This window comes from Myxococcus sp. AM010, assembly GCF_013372585.1.
GTDB classification, from domain to species: Bacteria; Myxococcota; Myxococcia; order Myxococcales; family Myxococcaceae; genus Myxococcus; species Myxococcus vastator.
The window spans coordinates 1-17,706 of record NZ_JABXEO010000124.1; the positions used below are offsets into that span (position 1 = coordinate 1).

17 protein-coding genes and 1 rRNA gene are annotated in these 17,706 nt (G+C 70.4%); 12 read left to right on the forward strand and 6 right to left on the reverse strand.

Translation table 11 applies throughout. From position 1 onward, the window contains the following. The first annotated feature begins 1,441 nt into the window (after positions 1-1,441). Positions 1,442-2,491 (forward strand): NAD(P)-dependent alcohol dehydrogenase, encoded by a 1,050-nt coding sequence (locus HV826_RS33795; RefSeq protein ID WP_176421153.1) that lies wholly within the window; start codon positions 1,442-1,444, stop codon positions 2,489-2,491. Positions 2,492-2,598: 107 nt separating this feature from the next. After that, complete coding sequence (locus HV826_RS33800; protein WP_163782861.1) at positions 2,599-2,892, forward strand: FruA-associating protein, FapA; 294 nt, start codon at positions 2,599-2,601, stop codon at positions 2,890-2,892. A gap of 41 nt (positions 2,893-2,933) precedes the next feature. Here the strand turns inward: HV826_RS33800 and HV826_RS33805 are convergent, their stop codons facing one another. Then, entirely contained in the window at positions 2,934-4,190 is a 1,257-nt protein-coding gene (locus HV826_RS33805) for an acyltransferase (protein ID WP_176421154.1), read from the reverse strand. Between the two features lie 159 nt (positions 4,191-4,349). Here HV826_RS33805 and HV826_RS33810 point away from each other — a divergent pair, with 159 nt between their 5' ends. Both HV826_RS33810 and HV826_RS33815 read left to right on the forward strand, forming a co-directional pair. Beyond that, positions 4,350-4,964, forward strand: a complete 615-nt coding sequence (locus tag HV826_RS33810) for an RNA polymerase sigma factor (protein WP_176421155.1) — start codon at positions 4,350-4,352, stop codon at positions 4,962-4,964. Further along, the gene (locus tag HV826_RS33815; protein WP_176421156.1) at positions 4,961-5,449 is read left to right on the forward strand and encodes an anti-sigma factor; all 489 of its coding nucleotides are present in this window, start codon (positions 4,961-4,963) and stop codon (positions 5,447-5,449) included. The genes HV826_RS33810 and HV826_RS33815 overlap by 4 nt, the downstream gene beginning before the upstream one ends. A gap of 16 nt (positions 5,450-5,465) precedes the next feature. Here HV826_RS33815 and HV826_RS33820 read toward each other — a convergent pair whose 3' ends face one another. Then, positions 5,466-7,274, reverse strand: a complete 1,809-nt coding sequence (locus HV826_RS33820) for a S8 family serine peptidase (protein ID WP_176421157.1) — start codon at positions 7,272-7,274, stop codon at positions 5,466-5,468. Between the two features lie 234 nt (positions 7,275-7,508). Then, a complete protein-coding gene (glpD, locus tag HV826_RS33825; protein ID WP_176421158.1) occupies positions 7,509-9,206 on the reverse strand; it encodes a glycerol-3-phosphate dehydrogenase in 1,698 nt (565 codons plus the stop codon). Positions 9,207-9,394: 188 nt separating this feature from the next. Here glpD and HV826_RS33830 point away from each other — a divergent pair, with 188 nt between their 5' ends. The 7 genes from HV826_RS33830 (at position 9,395) to HV826_RS33860 (ending at position 16,167) form a co-directional block, all read left to right on the forward strand. After that, the gene (locus HV826_RS33830) at positions 9,395-9,808 is read left to right on the forward strand and encodes a hypothetical protein (RefSeq protein WP_255217545.1); all 414 of its coding nucleotides are present in this window, start codon (positions 9,395-9,397) and stop codon (positions 9,806-9,808) included. A 372-nt stretch (positions 9,809-10,180) separates the two neighbouring features. Next, a complete protein-coding gene (locus HV826_RS33835; RefSeq protein WP_407938452.1) occupies positions 10,181-12,136 on the forward strand; it encodes a TonB-dependent receptor in 1,956 nt (651 codons plus the stop codon). Further along, positions 12,133-12,891: a hypothetical protein gene (locus tag HV826_RS33840; RefSeq protein WP_176421160.1), complete on the forward strand. Its 759-nt coding sequence runs from the start codon at positions 12,133-12,135 to the stop codon at positions 12,889-12,891. The genes HV826_RS33835 and HV826_RS33840 overlap by 4 nt, the downstream gene beginning before the upstream one ends. Next, positions 12,888-13,730: a hypothetical protein gene (locus tag HV826_RS33845; protein WP_176421161.1), complete on the forward strand. Its 843-nt coding sequence runs from the start codon at positions 12,888-12,890 to the stop codon at positions 13,728-13,730. Before HV826_RS33840 ends, HV826_RS33845 begins: the two co-directional genes overlap by 4 nt. A gap of 549 nt (positions 13,731-14,279) precedes the next feature. Continuing rightward, positions 14,280-14,705, forward strand: a complete 426-nt coding sequence (locus tag HV826_RS33850; protein ID WP_176421162.1) for a hypothetical protein — start codon at positions 14,280-14,282, stop codon at positions 14,703-14,705. A gap of 111 nt (positions 14,706-14,816) precedes the next feature. Then, positions 14,817-15,161 (forward strand): hypothetical protein, encoded by a 345-nt coding sequence (locus tag HV826_RS33855; protein WP_176421163.1) that lies wholly within the window; start codon positions 14,817-14,819, stop codon positions 15,159-15,161. Between the two features lie 79 nt (positions 15,162-15,240). After that, positions 15,241-16,167: a lipopolysaccharide assembly protein LapB gene (locus HV826_RS33860; RefSeq protein WP_255217546.1), complete on the forward strand. Its 927-nt coding sequence runs from the start codon at positions 15,241-15,243 to the stop codon at positions 16,165-16,167. An 18-nt stretch (positions 16,168-16,185) separates the two neighbouring features. On the opposite strand, the gene HV826_RS33865 is transcribed toward HV826_RS33860, so the two are convergent. Beyond that, positions 16,186-16,488 (reverse strand): hypothetical protein, encoded by a 303-nt coding sequence (locus HV826_RS33865; protein WP_176421165.1) that lies wholly within the window; start codon positions 16,486-16,488, stop codon positions 16,186-16,188. 66 nt (positions 16,489-16,554) lie between these two features. On the opposite strand from HV826_RS33865, the gene HV826_RS33870 reads away from it, so the two are divergent. Further along, positions 16,555-16,755, forward strand: coding sequence for a SlyX family protein (locus HV826_RS33870; protein ID WP_176421166.1), 201 nt, complete (start codon positions 16,555-16,557; stop codon positions 16,753-16,755). 3 nt (positions 16,756-16,758) lie between these two features. Here the strand turns inward: HV826_RS33870 and HV826_RS33875 are convergent, their stop codons facing one another. Both HV826_RS33875 and rrf read right to left on the reverse strand, forming a co-directional pair. Next, positions 16,759-17,202 carry a hypothetical protein gene (locus HV826_RS33875; RefSeq protein WP_176421167.1) on the reverse strand — a complete coding sequence of 148 codons (444 nt, stop codon included), beginning with the start codon at positions 17,200-17,202 and terminating at the stop codon, positions 16,759-16,761. A gap of 389 nt (positions 17,203-17,591) precedes the next feature. Beyond that, positions 17,592-17,706: ribosomal RNA gene (gene rrf, locus HV826_RS33880) — 5S ribosomal RNA — on the reverse strand; the annotation flags it as partial.

A 17,706-nucleotide genomic window follows, 5' to 3' on the forward strand; every position in this document is an offset into this window, starting at 1 on the left:
CTATTCGTCGGCAGCGTCAGATGTGTATAGGAGACAGGTGCTGGTGGGCCGCGAGCGCGAGTGGGCGCGGATGGAGGCCGCGTGGGAGGCGGGGCAGACCATCTTCATCTCCGGCGAGCCCGGCGTGGGAAAGACGCGCCTGGCCCATGACTTCGCGGCGTCGCGGGGCAGCTACCTGCTGCTGGAGGCGCGGCCCGGCGAGCAGAGCGTGCCGTACTCGTCGCACGTGCGGCTGGTGCGGCAGATGCTGGCCCGGGTGCCCGACCCGAACCTGCCGCGCTGGGTGCGGCGCGAGCTGGCGCGCCTGCTGCCGGACCAGGCCGGGCAGGAAGGCCTGCCCCCGCCCATGGCGGACGAGGCCGACCGCAGCCGCTTCCTGGAAGCGCAGTGCCAGCTCGTCTACCAGCTCGCCGCCACCGTGGACGCCATGGTCGCCGACGACCTCCAGTTCATGGACAGCGCCACCGCGGAGTTCGCGGTGCTGATGCTGTCGCGCCGCCACGCGCCCGAGCCCGGAGGCCGCTTCCCCCGCTTCATCGACACCTACCGGGCCGATGAGCTGTCGCCCCAGGCCACCGTCTTCGTCCAGCAGTTGGTGGCCGCGGGGCTGGCCATCCTCGTGGAGCTGCGGCCCCTGGGCTCGGCGGCGGTGGGCGCGCTGCTCCAGAGCCTGGAGCTGCCCGGCGCGGAGCAGCTGGCGCAGGACGTGACGCGGCACACCGGCGGCAACCCGCTCTTCATCACCGAGACGCTGAAGTACCTGCTGGAGACGGGCGGCCTGGAGCGCGGCTGGCCCGAACACGTCCCCGCCTCCGGCCGGGGCCAGCAGCTCATCCAGCAGCGGCTGGAGCGGCTGTCCCCCTCCGCGCTGCTGGTGGCCCGGCTGGCGGCGCTGGCGAAGACGGACTTCACGCTGGAGCTGGCCAGCGAGGTGCTGGAGATGAACCCGCTGGCGCTCGTCACGCACGTGGCGGAGCTGGAGGGCGCGCAGATTCTGAGGGGCGAGCGCTTCACCAATGGCCTGCTCTTCGAGGTGGTCCGCCAGGGCGTCCCCGGCGCGCTGGGCACGCTGCTCCACCGCCGGCTCGCCGTGGCCCTGGAGCAGCGCGGCGCCGCGCCCATCGTCGTGGCCCAGCACTGGCTGGACGGCCACGAGCCACGCCGCGCGGCGCCCTTCCTCGTCTCCGCCGCCAACGCGGAGGCCGCGGCCCTGCGCCACCTGGAGGCCGCCCTGCTCTTCCACCGCGCCGCCGCGCTGCTGGACGAGACGGGCCACGCCGATGAAGCGGCGCTCGTGCGAGGCCGCGTCCGCAACATCCCCACCGCGTAGCCCCGCCGTTCGAGGCACACGGCGAGCCCCTGTTACGCGCGAGCGACAGCGGACGCATATTCCGTTCTACCGAGCAGTGACACCACCCCAACCGCCAGGAGCGCACCCCTCATGATTCCCGTTCGCGGCTATGCCGCCCAGGACGCGAAGTCCCCCCTCGCCCCGTTCCAGTTCGAGCGCCGCGAGCCCGGCCCCAACGACGTGCAGCTTGAAATCCTCTACTGCGGCGTCTGTCACTCCGACCTGCACCAGGCGCGCGACGAATGGGGCGGCTCCCTGTTCCCCATGGTGCCCGGCCACGAAATCGTCGGCCGCGTCGTCCGCGTGGGGGACCAGGTGAAGAAGTTCAAGGTCGGGGACCTGGCGGGCGTCGGCTGCATGGTCGACTCCTGCCGCACCTGCCCCAGCTGCCAGGAAGGCCTGGAGCAGTACTGCGATGTCGGCAACATCCAGACGTACAACGGCAAGGAGAAGGACGGGCGGACGGTGACCCAGGGCGGCTACAGCGAGGCCATCGTCGTGGACGAGGCCTTCACGCTGAAGATTCCGGAGAACCTGGACCCGGCCGCCGCCGCGCCGCTGCTGTGCGCCGGCATCACCACGTACTCGCCGCTGCGGCACTGGAAGGTGCAGCCGGGTCAGCGCGTGGGCGTGGTGGGCCTGGGCGGGCTGGGCCACATGGGCGTGAAGCTGGCCAAGGCCATGGGCGCCCACGTCACCGTCTTCAGCCACACCGACCGCAAGAAGCAGGACGCCGCGCGCCTGGGCGCCGACGCCGTCGTGGTCTCCTCGAACAAGGAGGAGATGGCCGCGCAGACGGGCAGGTTCGACTTCATCCTCGACACCGTCTCCGCGCAGCACGACCTCAACGCGTACCTGCGGCTCCTGCGCCGGGACGGCCACCTGGTGCTCGTCGGCGCCCCGGAGCGGCCGCTCGACGTCCGTCCGTTTTCCCTCATCCCCATGCGGCGGAGCTTCTCGGGCTCGATGATTGGGGGCATCCAGGAAACACAGGAAATGCTAGAGTTCTGCGGTAAGCACGGCATCGTCTCCGACATCGAGCTGATTTCCATCCAGCAGGTGAACGACGCCTACGAGCGGCTGCGGAAGGGAGACGTGAAGTACCGGTTCGTCATCGACCTCGCGAGTCTGCGGAAGTAGCCGCCGGGGAGCGTTGGCCCTGGAGGGCGGGACAGTGCACGCCATTGCACATCGTCCTGCCCCACTGGTCAGGTGCCTGCTCGCCATCCGGTGCGAATTCTCAGCGCATGACTACGACGATTGCACAGGCCGGCTTCGTGAAGGTGACGTCCCCGTACCCCGAGGAGCAAGAGTTGCTGGAGCCAGGGCTCGCCGCCCCCACGCCCCAGAAGGCAGCCCAGCTTCGCCAGAAGGCGAGCCAATGGCTCAGCCGTGCACAGAAGGAGCTGCACGACGCCATCTTCGCGCGGGACGGCTCGGAGGCGGGACTGGACCGTTTTGCCAGCGCCCGCGCGGAGCTCGACTCGGCGGAGGCGTGGGCCCTGCGCGTCGCGGAAGCCTTCTCCAAGCGCCGTGATTGACGGCGAGCCGGGAGCCCCGTCGCCGGGCACTCCCGCGGACGTCACGCCACCCGGGCGGGCGCCTCGGTCCGCTCGGCCTGGGCGCCCTCCGGCAGCGACACCGGCGCCGGCAGCGACACCGGAGCGGGGCGCGGCCCGTAGGGGAAGAAGTCCTTGAGCTTCAGCATGTGCTTTTCGAAGAGGTTCCAGCTCACCAGCGCGAGCCCCAGTGAGAGCCCCGCGGCCACCACGTAGAACACCAGCTGCATGGGCATGTCCGAGCCCGCCACCGTCTTCAGCGGCGTCTTCAGCACCGTGCGGCGCAGGATGGCGTCCAGCGGCGAGTGGATGAGGTAGATGGCGTAGCTGTACTTGCCGAAGGTGAGCAGCAGCCGCGTCGTGAGGAAGCGGTGCAGGACGTGGCCCCTGGAGACAGCCACCGCCTTGTACACGCACACGGCGTAGAGCACGGCGATGGCGGTGTAGCCGCCCGTGCGCTTCACCAGCTCGAAGGTGGGGCCCACCGGCAGCACCACCAGGGCGAGCACCACCGGCACCGAGGCCCAGGCCGCCCAGCGCATCCACGGGAACGCCTTCAGCCCCAGCCCCTCCGGGTGGCGCAGCGCCATGGCCAGCAGGCCGCCCATGGCCAGCGAGTCCACGCGGCAGAACGTCACCACATAGGTGCTCTCGATGCTGGCCCCGTACAGCGTGAGCCCCACGCGCACCAGGATGGCCATGGCGATGGTGCCCAGGCACAACCGGATGGCGCCCCGGTACGACACCGCGGCGATGAGGAAGGGCCAGACGATGTAGAACTGCTCTTCAATCGCCAGCGACCACACCACGCCGAGGATGGGGTGCGTGGTGTCCACCCACAGCTGGTAGAAGTTGGAGAGGTACAGCAGGTACCAGACGGCGCCGTCGGTGGTGATGCGCTCGTCCAGGCCCAGCCGGCCCGCCAGCGACGGCAGCACCAGGAACGACACCGCCAACGCCAGGTAGTAGAGCGGGAAGATGCGCAGGAAGCGGCGCATGTAGAAGTTGCGGAAGAAGTACGGCCGGCCCTTCGCCTCCCAGAGGATGCCGGTGATGAGGAAGCCGGAGAGGACGAAGAACAGGTCCACGCCCGTCCATCCGGCGCCGGCCAGCCACCACGTCACGCGCCCCGCCACGCTCTGGTCGCTCAGGTGGGTCGTGTGGAAGAACACCACCAACAGGACGGCGAGGCCTCGCACACCGTCCAGCACCGGCAGGTGGCCCTGCAGGCGCGGAGCGTGCGCCGTGGGTGCATCCACACGGCCAGAGTTCAAGGACATGAAAGTTCTCTTACCAACAACGACTGTCATTCAACAAGACCACCACCCGGCGTGCGTGGGATTGCGGTGTGGGGTGTCCGTCCTGCCACCAGGCAGCCAGGCGCGGGAAAAACGCACGCGCGCGTGAAACTCCCGGGCTGCTCGTGACACCTTGGTGCCGTGGCCCTCCTCTCCGCGATGAAAATGGTGCTGGCAGGTGCGCCCCCGTCCGACACGGACCGGGAGCGGACGCTGCTGCGCCGGGCGCGCACGGGTGACCCCGCGGCCTTCCGCTGGCTGTTCGAGCGGCACGCCGCGGGGGTGTGGCGCTTCTTGAAGGACTTGCTGCGCGACGAGGCGGCGGCGGACGAAGCCACGCAGGAGACCTTCGTCCGCGCCCATGCGCGGCTGGGCGCGCTCCGCGACGAGGACCGGCTGGGCGCGTGGCTGCTGGGCATCGCCCGGCACGTGTACCTGGAGTCGCTGCGGCACCGGGGCCTCCATGTGGACATGGACGATGAAGTCCATGGCAGCCAGGTGGAGGCGGTGCTGCCCACGCCCACGCCGGAGGACCTGCTCCTGGACCGGGAGCTGGAAGGACTGCTGGCGGGCGCGCTGGGGACACTGCGCGAGGACCGGCGCGCGGCGCTGCTGCTGCGCATCGACCATGGCCTGCCCTACGAGGAGATTTCAGCGGTGATGGGCTGGTCGCTCCAGAAGGTGAAGAACGAAATCCACCGCGCGCGACTCCAACTGCGCGAGCAACTGGCCGCACACGTCGGAGGCCACTCATGAGCGCTTGTCGCGAAACCGAACTGGACGCGCTGCTGGCCGACGAGCTCGCCCCCGAGGACGCCACGCGGGTCCGCGCGCACGCCCAGGCCTGCCCCGCCTGTCAGCACGCGCTGAGCTGGCTGCGCGCGGAGCGTGGGTGGATGGCGCAGCGAGCGCGGCGCATGCCGGCCCGGCCCGCCCTGGACTTCGCCGCGCTGGAGTCCCGGCTGCGAAAGCCCGTGGTGCCCGCCGCCCCGAAGGTCAGCTGGTTGCACTGGGGGAAGATGCTGACCGCCGCCCTGGCGTCGGTGGCCTTCGTGGGCCTCACCACGCTCCAGGTGACGCGCATCCCAAGCACCGACGAGCCCTGGACCCGGAACGACGCGCTCGTCACCGCAACCCGGGCCGTCGACTGGTGTGACGACCCTTCACGGGAAGCCGTGGCGGCGCTGGAAGCCCGCGTGGGGGCGTGCCTGGTGGCCTCCCCCCTGATGACCCTGCGCTGACGCCGGCCGCGGTGAACTACGGCACCGGGGTCAGCAGTCCCTCGGCGTACTCAACGGCGTCCGCCGCCTGCACCAGGCCGTTGCCGTAGTTCGGATCCCAATCGACCGGGCCCAAGTCCCGGGCCGTGTCGAGCAGGGCGGCGCGCACCTTCTCCGCATCGAGCTGCTGGGGATTCAGGCTCCACACCAGGGCCGCCACGCCGGCCACGTGCGGCGTCGACATGGAGGTGCCCGTCTGCAGCGCATAGTCCAGGCCGGTGACGTCCAGCGTCACGTCCTGCCCCATGAGCTCGCGCAGCACGTTGGCCGACTCCAGGGACACGGAGACGGTGGGCACCCACAGCCTGGACGGCCCGTTGAGCGTGAAGTTGCCCGTGCCCTCCTCCGCGGTGTGGTTGCCGATGATGACGGCCTTCGCTCCGGCGCGGATGGCGTTGCGCACCTTCTCCTCGAAGAGGATGCCGCCGCCGCGGTCCACGTAGGCGACGAAGCCCTCGCAGGTGGCGGCCTCTCCACAGTCGGACATGCTGCTGCCCAGTCCGCAGTTCACCAGCCGCCCCGAATAGGCGCCCACGGCGGAGTACTCCAGGGGGTTGGACATGAACTGCTGGCCGCTCGCGGCCACCTCGCCATACGGCGCCCCTCCGATGATGGTGGCGCTCAGCACGCCCACGCCGGGGGCCACCAGGTTGATGCCCACGCCGTACTGGGAGAAGCTGGCCCACTCCCCCGCGAAGGTCACCGCGCCCACGCCCACCACGGAGTCGTACCCGGCTGGGAAGGACACCTCGCCCGCGCCGGAGTTGCCCGTCGCCGCGATGGCCAGCACGCCATTGGCCTTTGCCTGGCTGAAGGCCAGCGCCTCGGCCTCGTTGTCCGACGAGGCGCCCAGCGACAGCGACACGATGTTCGCCCCCTGCTCCTGGCACCACTCGAGCGCGGCGATGACCTTCATGGTGTCGCCCGTGCCGCGCTCGTTCAGCACCCGGGCAATCAGCAGCGACGCGGTGGGGGCCACGCCCACCGTGCCGTTGGGGTCCTCGCCCAGCCGCACCCGGCCGCCCCCGCCCAGCTGCGCGGCGATGGTGGCCGCGGTGTGCGTGCCATGTCCGCCGCCCCACAGCAGCACGTTGCCCTGCGAGTCCACCTGCGCGTCCAGCGCCAGCGCGTTGGCGGACCCGCTGATGAAGTCCTTGCCGCCGATGAAGGCGGCCTGCAGCTCCGGGTGACGGTTGTCCCAGCCACTGTCAATGACGCACACCTTGATGCCCGTGCCCGAAGGCCGGCCCGCATCGAGGACCCCGTCGTTGTTGGCGTCCCAGACCTGGTTGGCCTGCACCATCTTCAGGCCCTCGGTGTACTCCCCCACGGAGCCCACGGTGTTGACCGGTGGCGGCGGCTGTGCGCCGAGAAACGCCTGCGCGGGCAGCGGTGGGCGCGACATCCCCAGGGCGTACACCGGACGGTTGGGCGACACCGACACCACGTCCGGATTCTGGGCGAGCGCCTCGCGCGCTTCGGGTGACACCCGGGCGGACAGCATGTTCAGCGACGGGACGCGCTGCTTCACCTGCCCTCCGGCGCGCGTCACCTCGTCGGCGAAAGCCTCCGTGTTGGCCTGCGCGGTGGCGAAGACGCGCTGCCGGAAGGCGATGATGACGTCCTCCGCGCCATCGTCCGTCAGGGCCGCCTCGCTTCGCGCCGCGGACACCACCGCCGGCGGCTGGGACATTCCCTCGGTGCCCGGGCACGCCTTGGGCGCATCCTCCGACGAGCCACACGCCATCAGCCCACCGACCAGACCCAGCCAGACGCAACGCTTCATTTCACGCTCCTCGAGTGCCCCGTCAAGCAGGCGTCGTACGGCACGGCGCGGCTGATGGATTTCCAGGGACGCGCATGAACGGGAAGACACCTGCTTCCGTTCCCGGAGCGCAAGTTAACCACGTCAGCGAACCGGCCGCTCGCGCCCCTGTTCGTGGCAGGACGTGCTGGGCGAGCGGCCAGCGGGCGCGGCCGTGCGCCAGCGAACGCTCCGCTGAGCGGAGCGTTCGCCCTCTCACGCCTCGGCGGGGTCCACGCCGAAGACGCGGAGCGCATCGGCGGCATAGACCTCCAACTGCCGCTGCGTCTGCGCGGCGTCCCAGCCCAGCCGGGGCGCCATGACCTCGGCCGCCACGCGCGCGGCCGCGTGCCCCTGGTCACGCGTCTCGAACGCCACCTTGAGGCGGCGGATGAGCAGGTCCGACAAGGTGTGCACCAGCTCATGGCTGACACCCCAGGCGGCCTCGGCGGCACGGTAGGGAAGCCCCTCGGCGAGCGGCCGGGCCAGCGCGGCGTCCTCTCGCGTGAGGGCCCACACGCGGCGCCAGCGGCTGCCATAGGCGCGCACCAGGTGGACGGCCGTGGCGTCGTCTCCCACCTCGGCGCGAGCCGCGGCGAACTCGGCGTCCAGCGCGCGGATGTCTCCACCGGGCAGGGGCAGCGTGTCCGTGGGCGAGCGGCGGCGGGGCTGCCCCATGCGGCGCTCCACCGCGTCCACCACGTCGCGCGCCATGACGCGGTAGGTGGTAAGCTTGCCACCGCTGATGGCGAGCACGCCGGACGGGCTCACGTCGATGGCGTGCTCCCGGCTGGCGCTGCCCGCGTCGGCCTGCGTGCCCTGGTAGCCGCTGGCCACCAGGGGCCGGATGCCGGCCCACGCGCTCACCACGTCCGCGCGAGTGAGGCGCGCCTCGGGGAAGAAGGCGTTGGCGGACTCCAGCAGGTAGGCCACGTCGGACTCGCTGGCGCGGACCTCCGCGGGGTGCGCGCGCGTGGACGTCTCCGTGGTGCCAATGATGGTGAAGTTGTCGGCGGGCAGCACGAACATCACCCGGCCATCCTTGGGGGACAGCAGCGTGAAGGCATCGCGGTGGTTGACGCGCTCGCGCGGCACGGCGAGGTGGACGCCCTTGCTGCCGCGCACGGCCGGGCTCGTCCCGTTCGGCGCGTCCAGCCGGCGGATTTCATCGCTCCAGGGGCCGGTGGCGTTGACGATGACGCGGGCGCGCACGGTGACCTCCTCGCCGGTGAGGTGGTCCACCACCGTCGCGCCGTGCGCCTGTCCCTGCTCCAGGACGAGTCCCTTCACCGCCGCGTGGTTGAGGACGACGGCGCCCGCCTCGGACGCGCCCACGGCGTTGGCCAGGGTGAGGCGCGCGTCGTCCGTGGCCGCGTCGTAGTAGCGAGCGCCGCCCTTGAGGTGGTCGGTGCGCAGGCCGGGCTCGGCCGCGTGGACCTGCCGGGCGTTGAGCCGCCGGTAGCCCTTCACGTTCCGGAAGAGGGAGAGGGCGTCATAGAGCATGAGGCCCGCGTTGAGCTTCCAGCGGGGCACGCGGGCGCCCGCGTACACCGGCCAGATGAAGGCGAGCGGGCGCACCAGGTGCGGGGCGAGCCGCAGCAGGCGCTGACGCTCGATGCTGGATTCGAAGACGAGGCCCAGGTGGCCAAGCTCCAGGTAGCGGAGGCCGCCGTGGATGAGCCGGGACGAGCGGCTGGAGGTGCCACTGGCGAAGTCGTCGCGCTCGACGAGCGCCACCTTCAGGCCCCGGAGCGCGGCATCCCGCGCCGAGCCCGCGCCGGTGACACCGCCCCCGATGATGAGGACGTCGAAGGTCTCCGTGGCCAGGGCCCGCAGGCGCGCTGTGCGGGACGGAGGCGGAGGTACCTCTGCATTGGAGACAACACGGCTGAGCGCGACGGATTCAGAACGCACGGCACAAGTGTAGCGATGTTGGTCGGCGAGGGCAGCGGAAACCAATGCGCTGCGTCAAGCGCGCTACATGGAGCGAGGCCGCATGTGTCCGCGAGGCCCCCATCCGAGGGGGGACGGCGCCTTGCGCGTCTGGATGAAGACAGATAGGAGGCGGCCGACCCCTCCCCTCACCCCGGGGCTCCACGGCCTTGTTGAACCCCCACGACCGACGCGACCTGGCGAGCCTGGGACTGATGGTCCTGGTGTACGGGCTCGTGGTGGCGCCGGCGCTGCACGCGGTGGTGGAGCACGGCGATGGGGGTCATCACCACCCCCATGCCCACGCACACCCGCACGGGCGCGCCCACGCGCACGGTGCGAGGAGCGAGCACGCCCAGCCTGACGATGAAGGCGCGGGGGACGCCGCGCCCGCCGGTGAGCGGAAGCGCGGGCACGAGCACCTGACGGGCTCCGTGGAGCACCTGCAGGCGGTGGCGCTGGCGTGGGCGGTGATGAAGCTGCCGCGCGTGCGCGAGGTGTCGTGGCTGGCGGAGGTCCAGCGCGGCCCCGCACGGCCCCCTGGCTCCGCGGTGCGGCCGACGGCGATGCCCCAGGGCCCGTAGCCGTTCATCCCTTCTCGCATCCAGCGCAGGGAGCCACGCGTGCGGGGCACGCCTGGGTCCGTGTGTCCTGCCTGCTGACTCACTCTTGAACCCGTCTCGGTGGGGTCACTCCCTGAGGCGTCATGTGCCGCGCGAAGTCCGTGCGTGTGCAGGACGCCGCGGCAAGGGGCCTGCGCCGCCGTGTGTCCGTACGTGCCCGTGCTCCTCGTTGCCGCGCTGTCATCGTGTGTCCTCGCCTCGGCTGGCGGGTCAGCACCATCCGAGTCCACAGCCAGGACGTCCGCCGAGGCTTCAGCGGAAGCGGCCCCGTCCCAGGCCCATGCGCCCGGGCAGCAGGACGACCGGGCCAAGGAGCCGCCGTCAAAGTCCACGGTGGTGCGCGGCGCGCGCCCCGCGCAGAGCGCGTCCGAGGTGACCCTGGGCCGGGACATCCTGGACGCGGCGCCACGCAGGAACGCGGTGGACCTCCTGCGAGCCGTGCCCGGCCTCGTGGCCTCGCAGCACAGTGGAGAGGGCAAGGCCCAGCAGCTCTTCCTCCGAGGCTTCGACGCGCTGCACGGCCAGGACGTGGAGCTCGACGTCGGCGGCCTGCCGGTGAACGAGGTGAGCCACATCCACGCGCTGGGCTACGCGGACCTCAACTTCGTCATCCCAGAGGTCGTGCAGGCGCTCGAGGTGACGGAGGGCTCCTACCGCGCCGCGCAGGGCGACTTCGCCGTCGCGGGAACGGTCCGCATGGACCTGGGCGTCGCCGAGCCTGGCGTCCACCTCTCGGGCACACTCGGTCAGTACGGCCAGCGCCGGCTCGTGGCCACGGTGCGTCCGGGAGACGACGCGGGAACCTTCGCCGCGGTGGAGTTGGGTGAAGGAAGCGGCTTCGGCGCTCAGCGGGGCTACGGCCGCGCCTCGCTCCTCGCCCAGGCCCACGCGACCTTCGGAGAGGGGCTGACGGTCCGCGCGCTCGGAGGCAGCTACGTCACGCGCTTCGACTCCCCGGGCGTGGTGCGCGAGGACGACCTGCGCTCGGGCCGCGGCGACTTCTTCTCCGCCGCCCTGGGCCGACAGGGCGGCTCGGTGTCGCGGCACCAGTTGCTGCTCGGCATGGACCTGCCGCGCACGGGAAGCGGGCGCACGAAGCTGGAGGTCTTCGGCATCCTCTCGGACCTGCGGCTGCGCAACAACTTCACGGGCTTCCGTGTCGACGAGCGCGGTGACGGCCTGGAGCAGACGAACAACGCCACCACGCTGGGCGCCCGCGCCGAACATCGGAGGTCGGTAACAGCCTTCGGCCGCCCGGTCGCGCTGGAGCTGGGACTGGGCGCGCGGCGAGACAGCGTGGAGCAGACGCAGCGGCGCTACCGCGAATCCGACGGCACCTTCTTCTCCGACGAGATTGACGCGGCCTTCACCCAGACGGACGTCTGGGGCTGGGCCGAGGCCCGCATGCCGCTGGGCCGCTGGAGCTTTCGATTGGGGGGACGCGCGGACGCGCTGGGCGTGGAGGTCTTCGACGCGCTCGCCTTCCGGGATCCGCGCTACTACGACGGACAGGGCTATTCGCGCAGCGCCTTCGGCGTCCACCTGGGCACGAAGGCGGGCGTGGAGTACGCGCTGGGGGAGGACGCGGACGCCTGGCGCCTGTTCGCCAGCTACGGTGACGGCTTCCGCTCGCCGCAGGCGCGCAGCCTCTCGGAGGGCGAGCGCGCCCCGTTCGTCTCCATCCGAGGCGCGGAGCTGGGCTCGCGCAAGGACGGCGAGCGCTGGGCCCTGCAGCTCAGCCTCTTCGGCTCGCAGGTGGACAACGACTTCTTCTTCGACCACACGGTGGGCACCACCGTGTACACGGGCCAAACGCTGCGCTCGGGCGTCTCCGCCGCGCTCCAAGCGCGCCCACTGCCCGGGCTCGTCACCTCGGTCAGCGCCACGTTCGCCCACGCCTATGTGCGGGCGTCGGACACGCTGCTGCCCTACTTCGCGCCCTTCGTCGCGCGCGCCGACGTGGGCTGGGACGGACCGCTGACGTGGGCGTGGCTCGGGGGCAGCACGCTGTCGCTGGGCACGGGGCTCACCTTCATCGGTCCACGGCCGCTGCCGTTCAGTGAGCGCAGCGCCACCGTGTTCCTCGCGGATGCGCACGTCGCCCTCCGCCGGGGCGAGCTGGGGCTGCGGCTGGAGGTCTCGAACCTGCTCGACGCGCGCTGGAGGGACGGCGAGTTCGTCTACGGCTCGCGCTTCGACCCTGGCGCCGCGGCGAGCCTCGTCCCGGCAAGACATTTCACCGCGGGGTCGCCTCGGATGGCCTCGCTCTCCTTGGAGGTCCACCTATGAATCGCAGACACATCCTCACCGGCGCGCTGGCCCTGGCCGCCGCGTCCACGCCCATGGGCGGCTGCGGCGGCGAAGCGGAGCGGCGCACCTTCCCCGTGGAGGTGACGTCCACGCCCATGACGGGCGCCAACGAGCGAGGCTGGACGGTGACGGTGGAGTCCGCGCACCTCTCCGTGGGTCCGGTGCGCTTCTTCGAGGGCCGCGCGCTAACGGCCCGCCGCTTCGACTGGTACACGCTCATGGGCGGCACAGCCCATGCGCACCCTGGGCACTACGCGCCGGGCGACGCGCTGGCCGAGGTGTTGACCACCCACACCGTGGACCTGCTCACCGGCGCCACGCTGGGCGACGCGAGCGCGGTGACGGGCGAGTACGGCTCCCTGGAACTGACGTTGACGGCCCCCACGCAGGCCACCGACTCGCATGGCGTGCTGAGCGGCCAGGCGATGCGCGTCCGCGGCACGGCGCGCGACGAGGAGGGCATGGAGCGGCGCTTCGACGCGGTAACGAGCCTGTCCAAGCCCATCCAGGGCGTGCGCTTCGAGAAGTCCCTGGGGATGGAGGCGGGCCGCGTGCGCATCGCCGTGAACCTGGGGACGTGGCTGGGCCGCATTGACTTCGCCACCGCGACCGATTCGGACGCGGATGGCGTCTACACCTTCCCCGCCGACAGCCAGGCGCAGAACGCGCTGGTGCGCGGCGTGGAAGACACCACTGCCTACGACGTGACGTGGGTGGAAGGAGCTGCGCAATGAAGAAGTGGATGCTGGGGCTTTCCTGTCTGGGACTGATGGCGTGCAGCAGTGACGGTGCGGGCACGGTGACGTTCACCACCTATGGCGAGGACTACATCGAGCAGGAGATTCCCGCGGCCGTGGATGGCGAGGACGGCATCGTGGACGGCTGGACGGTGCGCTTCAGCAAGTTCCTCGTGGTGCTCGGCGAGGTGAAGGTCGGCAACCACGACGAGACGGCCGTCGAGATGACGCAGGCGCGGGTGTTCGACGTGCACAAGCCCGGCCCCGTGGTGGTGGAGACGTTCCGCGACGTGCCGGCCCAGGCGTGGGACCACGTCAGCTTCGCCATCGCGCCCAACGCCAACGCCGTGGCGGGCAACGCGGACGCCGCGGACGTCACGCGGATGAAGGACGGCGGCTACTCCGTCTACCTGGAGGGCACGGCGACCCAGCGCGATGAGACCAAGCGCTTCGCCTGGGGCTTCACCACCAACACCGTCTACGAGCACTGCGAGAGCCCCGGCCTGGGCGAAGGGGTGACGGTGCCCAAGGACGGCGAGGAGACGGTGCAGCTCACCATCCACGGCGACCACCTCTTCTTCGACGACCTGCAGTCGCCAGACGCGCAGATGCGCTTTGACGCACTGGCCGCCGCGGACAGCCTGGGCATCGCGGGTCCCGACGGCGAGGTGACGCTCGAGGAGCTGGCGGCGGTGGACCTGACGGAGCTGCCGTCGGGCCAGTACGGCACGGGAGGCGTGGGCAACGTGCGGACGCTGCGCGACTTCGTCACGGCGCTGACGCGCAACCTGGGGCACTACCGCGGCGAAGGTGAGTGCGAGCCCCGAGCGCGCTGACGATACGCTGTTTGAATGCTGGCGCGGCGGCACGGAGAAGCGGACTTGCCACCGCGCCAGCATGCGTCTCCAGACCCGGGGCCGACCCTCCCCGGGCCTGGAGCCTTCAAGCTCAGCTCTTGTTGGGCGAGGAGCCAGACGAGTTCGCCGCGGAGTTCCCCCCGCCGGGTTGTTCCCGCTGTTGTTGCTCCCGCCGTTCGGGCTGTTGCCCGGCTGCCGAGGGCTGTTGGGGTTCATTTGGTTGGAGCGGTTGTCCTGCGACGCCTTGTGCGCGGGGCTGTTCGGATTCTTGGAGTTGGCGCGCTGGTCGTTCTGGTTCTTGCCGCTGTCCTTGCTCATGGACCTACCTCGGGACTCCCCAAGCGAAAGTGCCGGGGAGGCTCGAAACTAGGAAGCGGCCCGGGTGGGGACACTCGTGCGGAGGTGTTCGTCCGGTGTCGGGAAGCACACGACTTCGCTCGGCGCCTGACACGGAATGCGCGAGCCACGGCTTCGCCAGATGCCGCGACGAACAAGGGTGCCTACCTCGTGCCCAGGAGGTGAGGCGGCGTGAGGACGGTCACGTACGAGCGCAGTGGGCGAACGAACACGGGCGCACAGGCGCTCCGCCTGGAGGGCATGAAGCACCTGAAGGTGCTGGAGCAGGGTGAGGTGGTCAGCGAGCGCGACCTCACCGGAGCGGAAGTCCAGCGCCTGGGCCCGCTCTTCGAAGAAGCGAGCCGGGCCCCGGCACCCGTGGTCATGGTTCCGCAAGCAGGCGGGCCGGACGCTCTCGCGGTGACGCTCGCCTTCGAGGACGAGGAGTCTCCCCGCGTGCGCGTCGCTGCCGAGCGGCTTCCAGCCCAAGGCGCGGGTCCCCTCTATGACACCCTGCTCGCGGAGCTGGACCGCCTGCTGACGGCCGAGCTGCATGCCCGGGCGCCGCGCCACGCACACGCGGTGCTGCCGCACCAGTTGCGTGAAGAAGAGCAGTAGCACCGGCCCGCCGGCTCGTGCCGCCCGTCCAGGCAAGCTGCTCCTCGGGCGGGCGGGAGCGAACCTGTGGCCAGGGTTGCTGGCGAGCCCTGCTTCTGTGAAGACAGGAGCATGAGGCGCGTGCAGTTGTCCGTGCATCGCACGGTGGGAGAAGCACGGCTTCTGGCGGGTGCGCTGGAAGCCATGGGTGTGTCGGTAGAGGTACGTGGAGAAGCCCTTGCCCCTTTGAGCGGCGAGATTCCGAGCGCGGAGACCTGGATAGAGCTGTGGGTGGAGCCGCGCGACCTCGAGCACGCGAAGGGCCTCCTGGCGGAGCTCCAGGAGAATCAAGAGCAGGCCGAGCGGTCGGTGGAGTGTCCACGGTGCCGCGAAGAGAACCCCGGCAACTTCGAGCTGTGTTGGAGCTGTGGCCTGGAGCTGCCCGAGGGGCTACGTCCAATACTGCGGGCGGTGTAATAACAGGATGACCGGTGAGGCGGAGCACCCGCCTCGGGGAGCTTCGGAAGTGCAGGGAGCAGAGGGAGCGCGTCGCCGCATGCTGAGCCGGGGGACACGAAGCCTGCTCATCGTGTGCACGGTGGTGACGCTCATCCACCTCATTCCGCTCTTCATCCCCAGGAACATGCCCGAGCAGCAGCTGTCCATCGCACGGGCCATGTCGAGCGTGTCCCAGCGTGTCCCGTTCCTGCGGCCCCTGAAGGACGACGCGAAGGCCACGCCGGCGGAGCTGCGAGAGGCCGCGACGCTGCTGCTGGAGGGGGCGCCAGATGACGCCCACGCGCTGGCCCGGGAGGCGGAGCGCCGGAATCCCCACGAGGTCGAAACCCAGCTCCTGCTGGCGAGAATCTGCGACGTCGAACGGATGAGCCGGTGTGTGAGCACGGCCCTGTCACGCGCGGAGACCCTGGCCCCACGAGACGCGCGGCCAGACCTGCTCCGAGCCGAGCTGGAAGAGAAGGACGGGGACGTCGTGGGCGCGGCCGAGGCGATGGCGCGGGCCCATGGCAAGGCGCCCGGCGACCCGCTGGTCGGACTGCGTTACGTCCACCTGCTGAGCGCGGCGAAGCGAGGCGACGAGGCGCTGGCCGTCCTCCGAAAGCTCGAGGGGCGGCTGCCCCATGCCAGGCTCTTGGTGGAACAAGGCCGGGTACACAGCAGGGAGGGACACGACACTGAAGCGGTGAAGCTCTTCCACGCGGCGGTGGCCGAGGACCCCAAGCTCAGCATGGGCTTCTTCGAGCTCGGGCTCGCCTGGCATCGACTGGGCAGGGTGGACACCGCTGAAGAGGCCCTGCGCCAGGCGGACCGGCTGGACCGGGCAGACCCCAAGGCGCTGGCGGCCCTCTGCGCGATTCAGCTCAAGGAGCGGCGCGTCGACGACGCCCGGCTCACGCGAATGGACCTTGAGCGGCGTTTTTCCGGGCAGCCGGAGCTGATTCGGAAGTCCTGCAGCATTCCCTGATGCGAAGGGGCCGGAGACCTACTCCCGAGGCTCACTGCCGCGAATCTGCCGGAGCATGCGGGCGGAGGCCTTCACCTCGAAGTCCACGGCCCCATCGACGCGCTCGGTGCGCACGACGGCCTGCAGGTAGGGAACCGCCTCCGCATCGCGCGCCTGCTGGAAGAGCAGCTCCCCCAGTGCAAAGCGAGCCCGCGTGAGCAGGACGATGTCCTCGGCCGCCACGGCGGCATCAATGGCGTCGCTGAGAGCGGACTCGGCCATCTCGGGCTGGTTCCGAGCGAGCAGCTCACGGGCACGCTGGATGTGTTCGTCGACGTTCATGTGGAGAGAGCAAGGTTCAACCAGGTGGGGACGCAGGCCGCCTCGCCGGGATATGGGTGAGTGCCCATGGACGAGAAGCGAATCGCCGAGCTGGAAATCCGCTACATGCACCAGCAGGAACTGCTGCAGGAGCTCAGCGGCGTGCTGTACGAACAGCAAAAGGTCGTTGACCGGCTGCGAGCAGAGGTGGACCGGCTCAAGCAGAAGCTAGAAGCCGAGCCCGGCATGGTGGACGCCCGTCATGACGAGCGTCCACCGCATTACTGAGGCTCAGAACTTGTAGCCGAGCCGCAGACCAATGGTCGGGTTGGGCTCCAGGTAGCCCACCTCAAGACCGATGCTCGCGGCCTTGCCCTGAAGGCCAAAGCCAAACGCGGCATGCGCCCGGAAGGTGTCGCCACGGCCAAACACGAACCAGGGACCGACCATGCCTTCAAGGTAGACGCCGGACCTGGCGAGGTTCGCACGCAGGACCAGGTCCACCGGGACACCGATGTCGTTGCCCTCGGTGATGAGCATCGCACCGAAGCGAGCCCCAACAGTCAAAGGCCCCGCGAGCGGCGTCTCGACGCCCAGCGTGAAGTTGAAGGCCGCGCTCTCATCAATCCAATAGTCAGCCCCAAGCCCGACACGGACAGCAGCCTCTGAGTTCGTGGGAACGAGGAAGAGGCCGGCCGCGAGCAGCGCGCCAAGGCAAGGACGAAGCAGCTTCATTCGAGAGGCTCCTCTCAACACCGCGGGGGAGCCCACACTCAACCAAGCCGAGCGCGCCGATGCCAGCCACACGGAGCTCCAAATCGTCAAAGGCAGTCGCAGCGGAAGGCAGCGACTCACAGCGGACGCAGGACGTTCACTGCAACACGGCGCGCTGCTCACGAGCCCGCTTCGCAGCTGCAGAATCGGTTGGCGCGGCGAAAGAAGCGGCGCGGGCCGAGCACCCGCTGGTGCTGGCCACCACGGCGGCGCTGCTGACGGTGGGCGGCGTGCGCAGGCTGCGCATGCGGCGCCTGGCGCGGCCCCCGCGGTGACGCGCGAAACCCAAGCGGCCCAAAAACAGAAAACCCCCGGTGTCCACGAGGGACACCGGGGGTTTCTCAAAAAGAATCCGGCAGCGACCTACTCTCCCGCGCGGTTTCCCGCGAAGTACCATCGGCTCTGGAGGGCTTAACTTCCGTGTTCGGGATGGGAACGGGTGGAACCCCTCCGACATAGCCACCG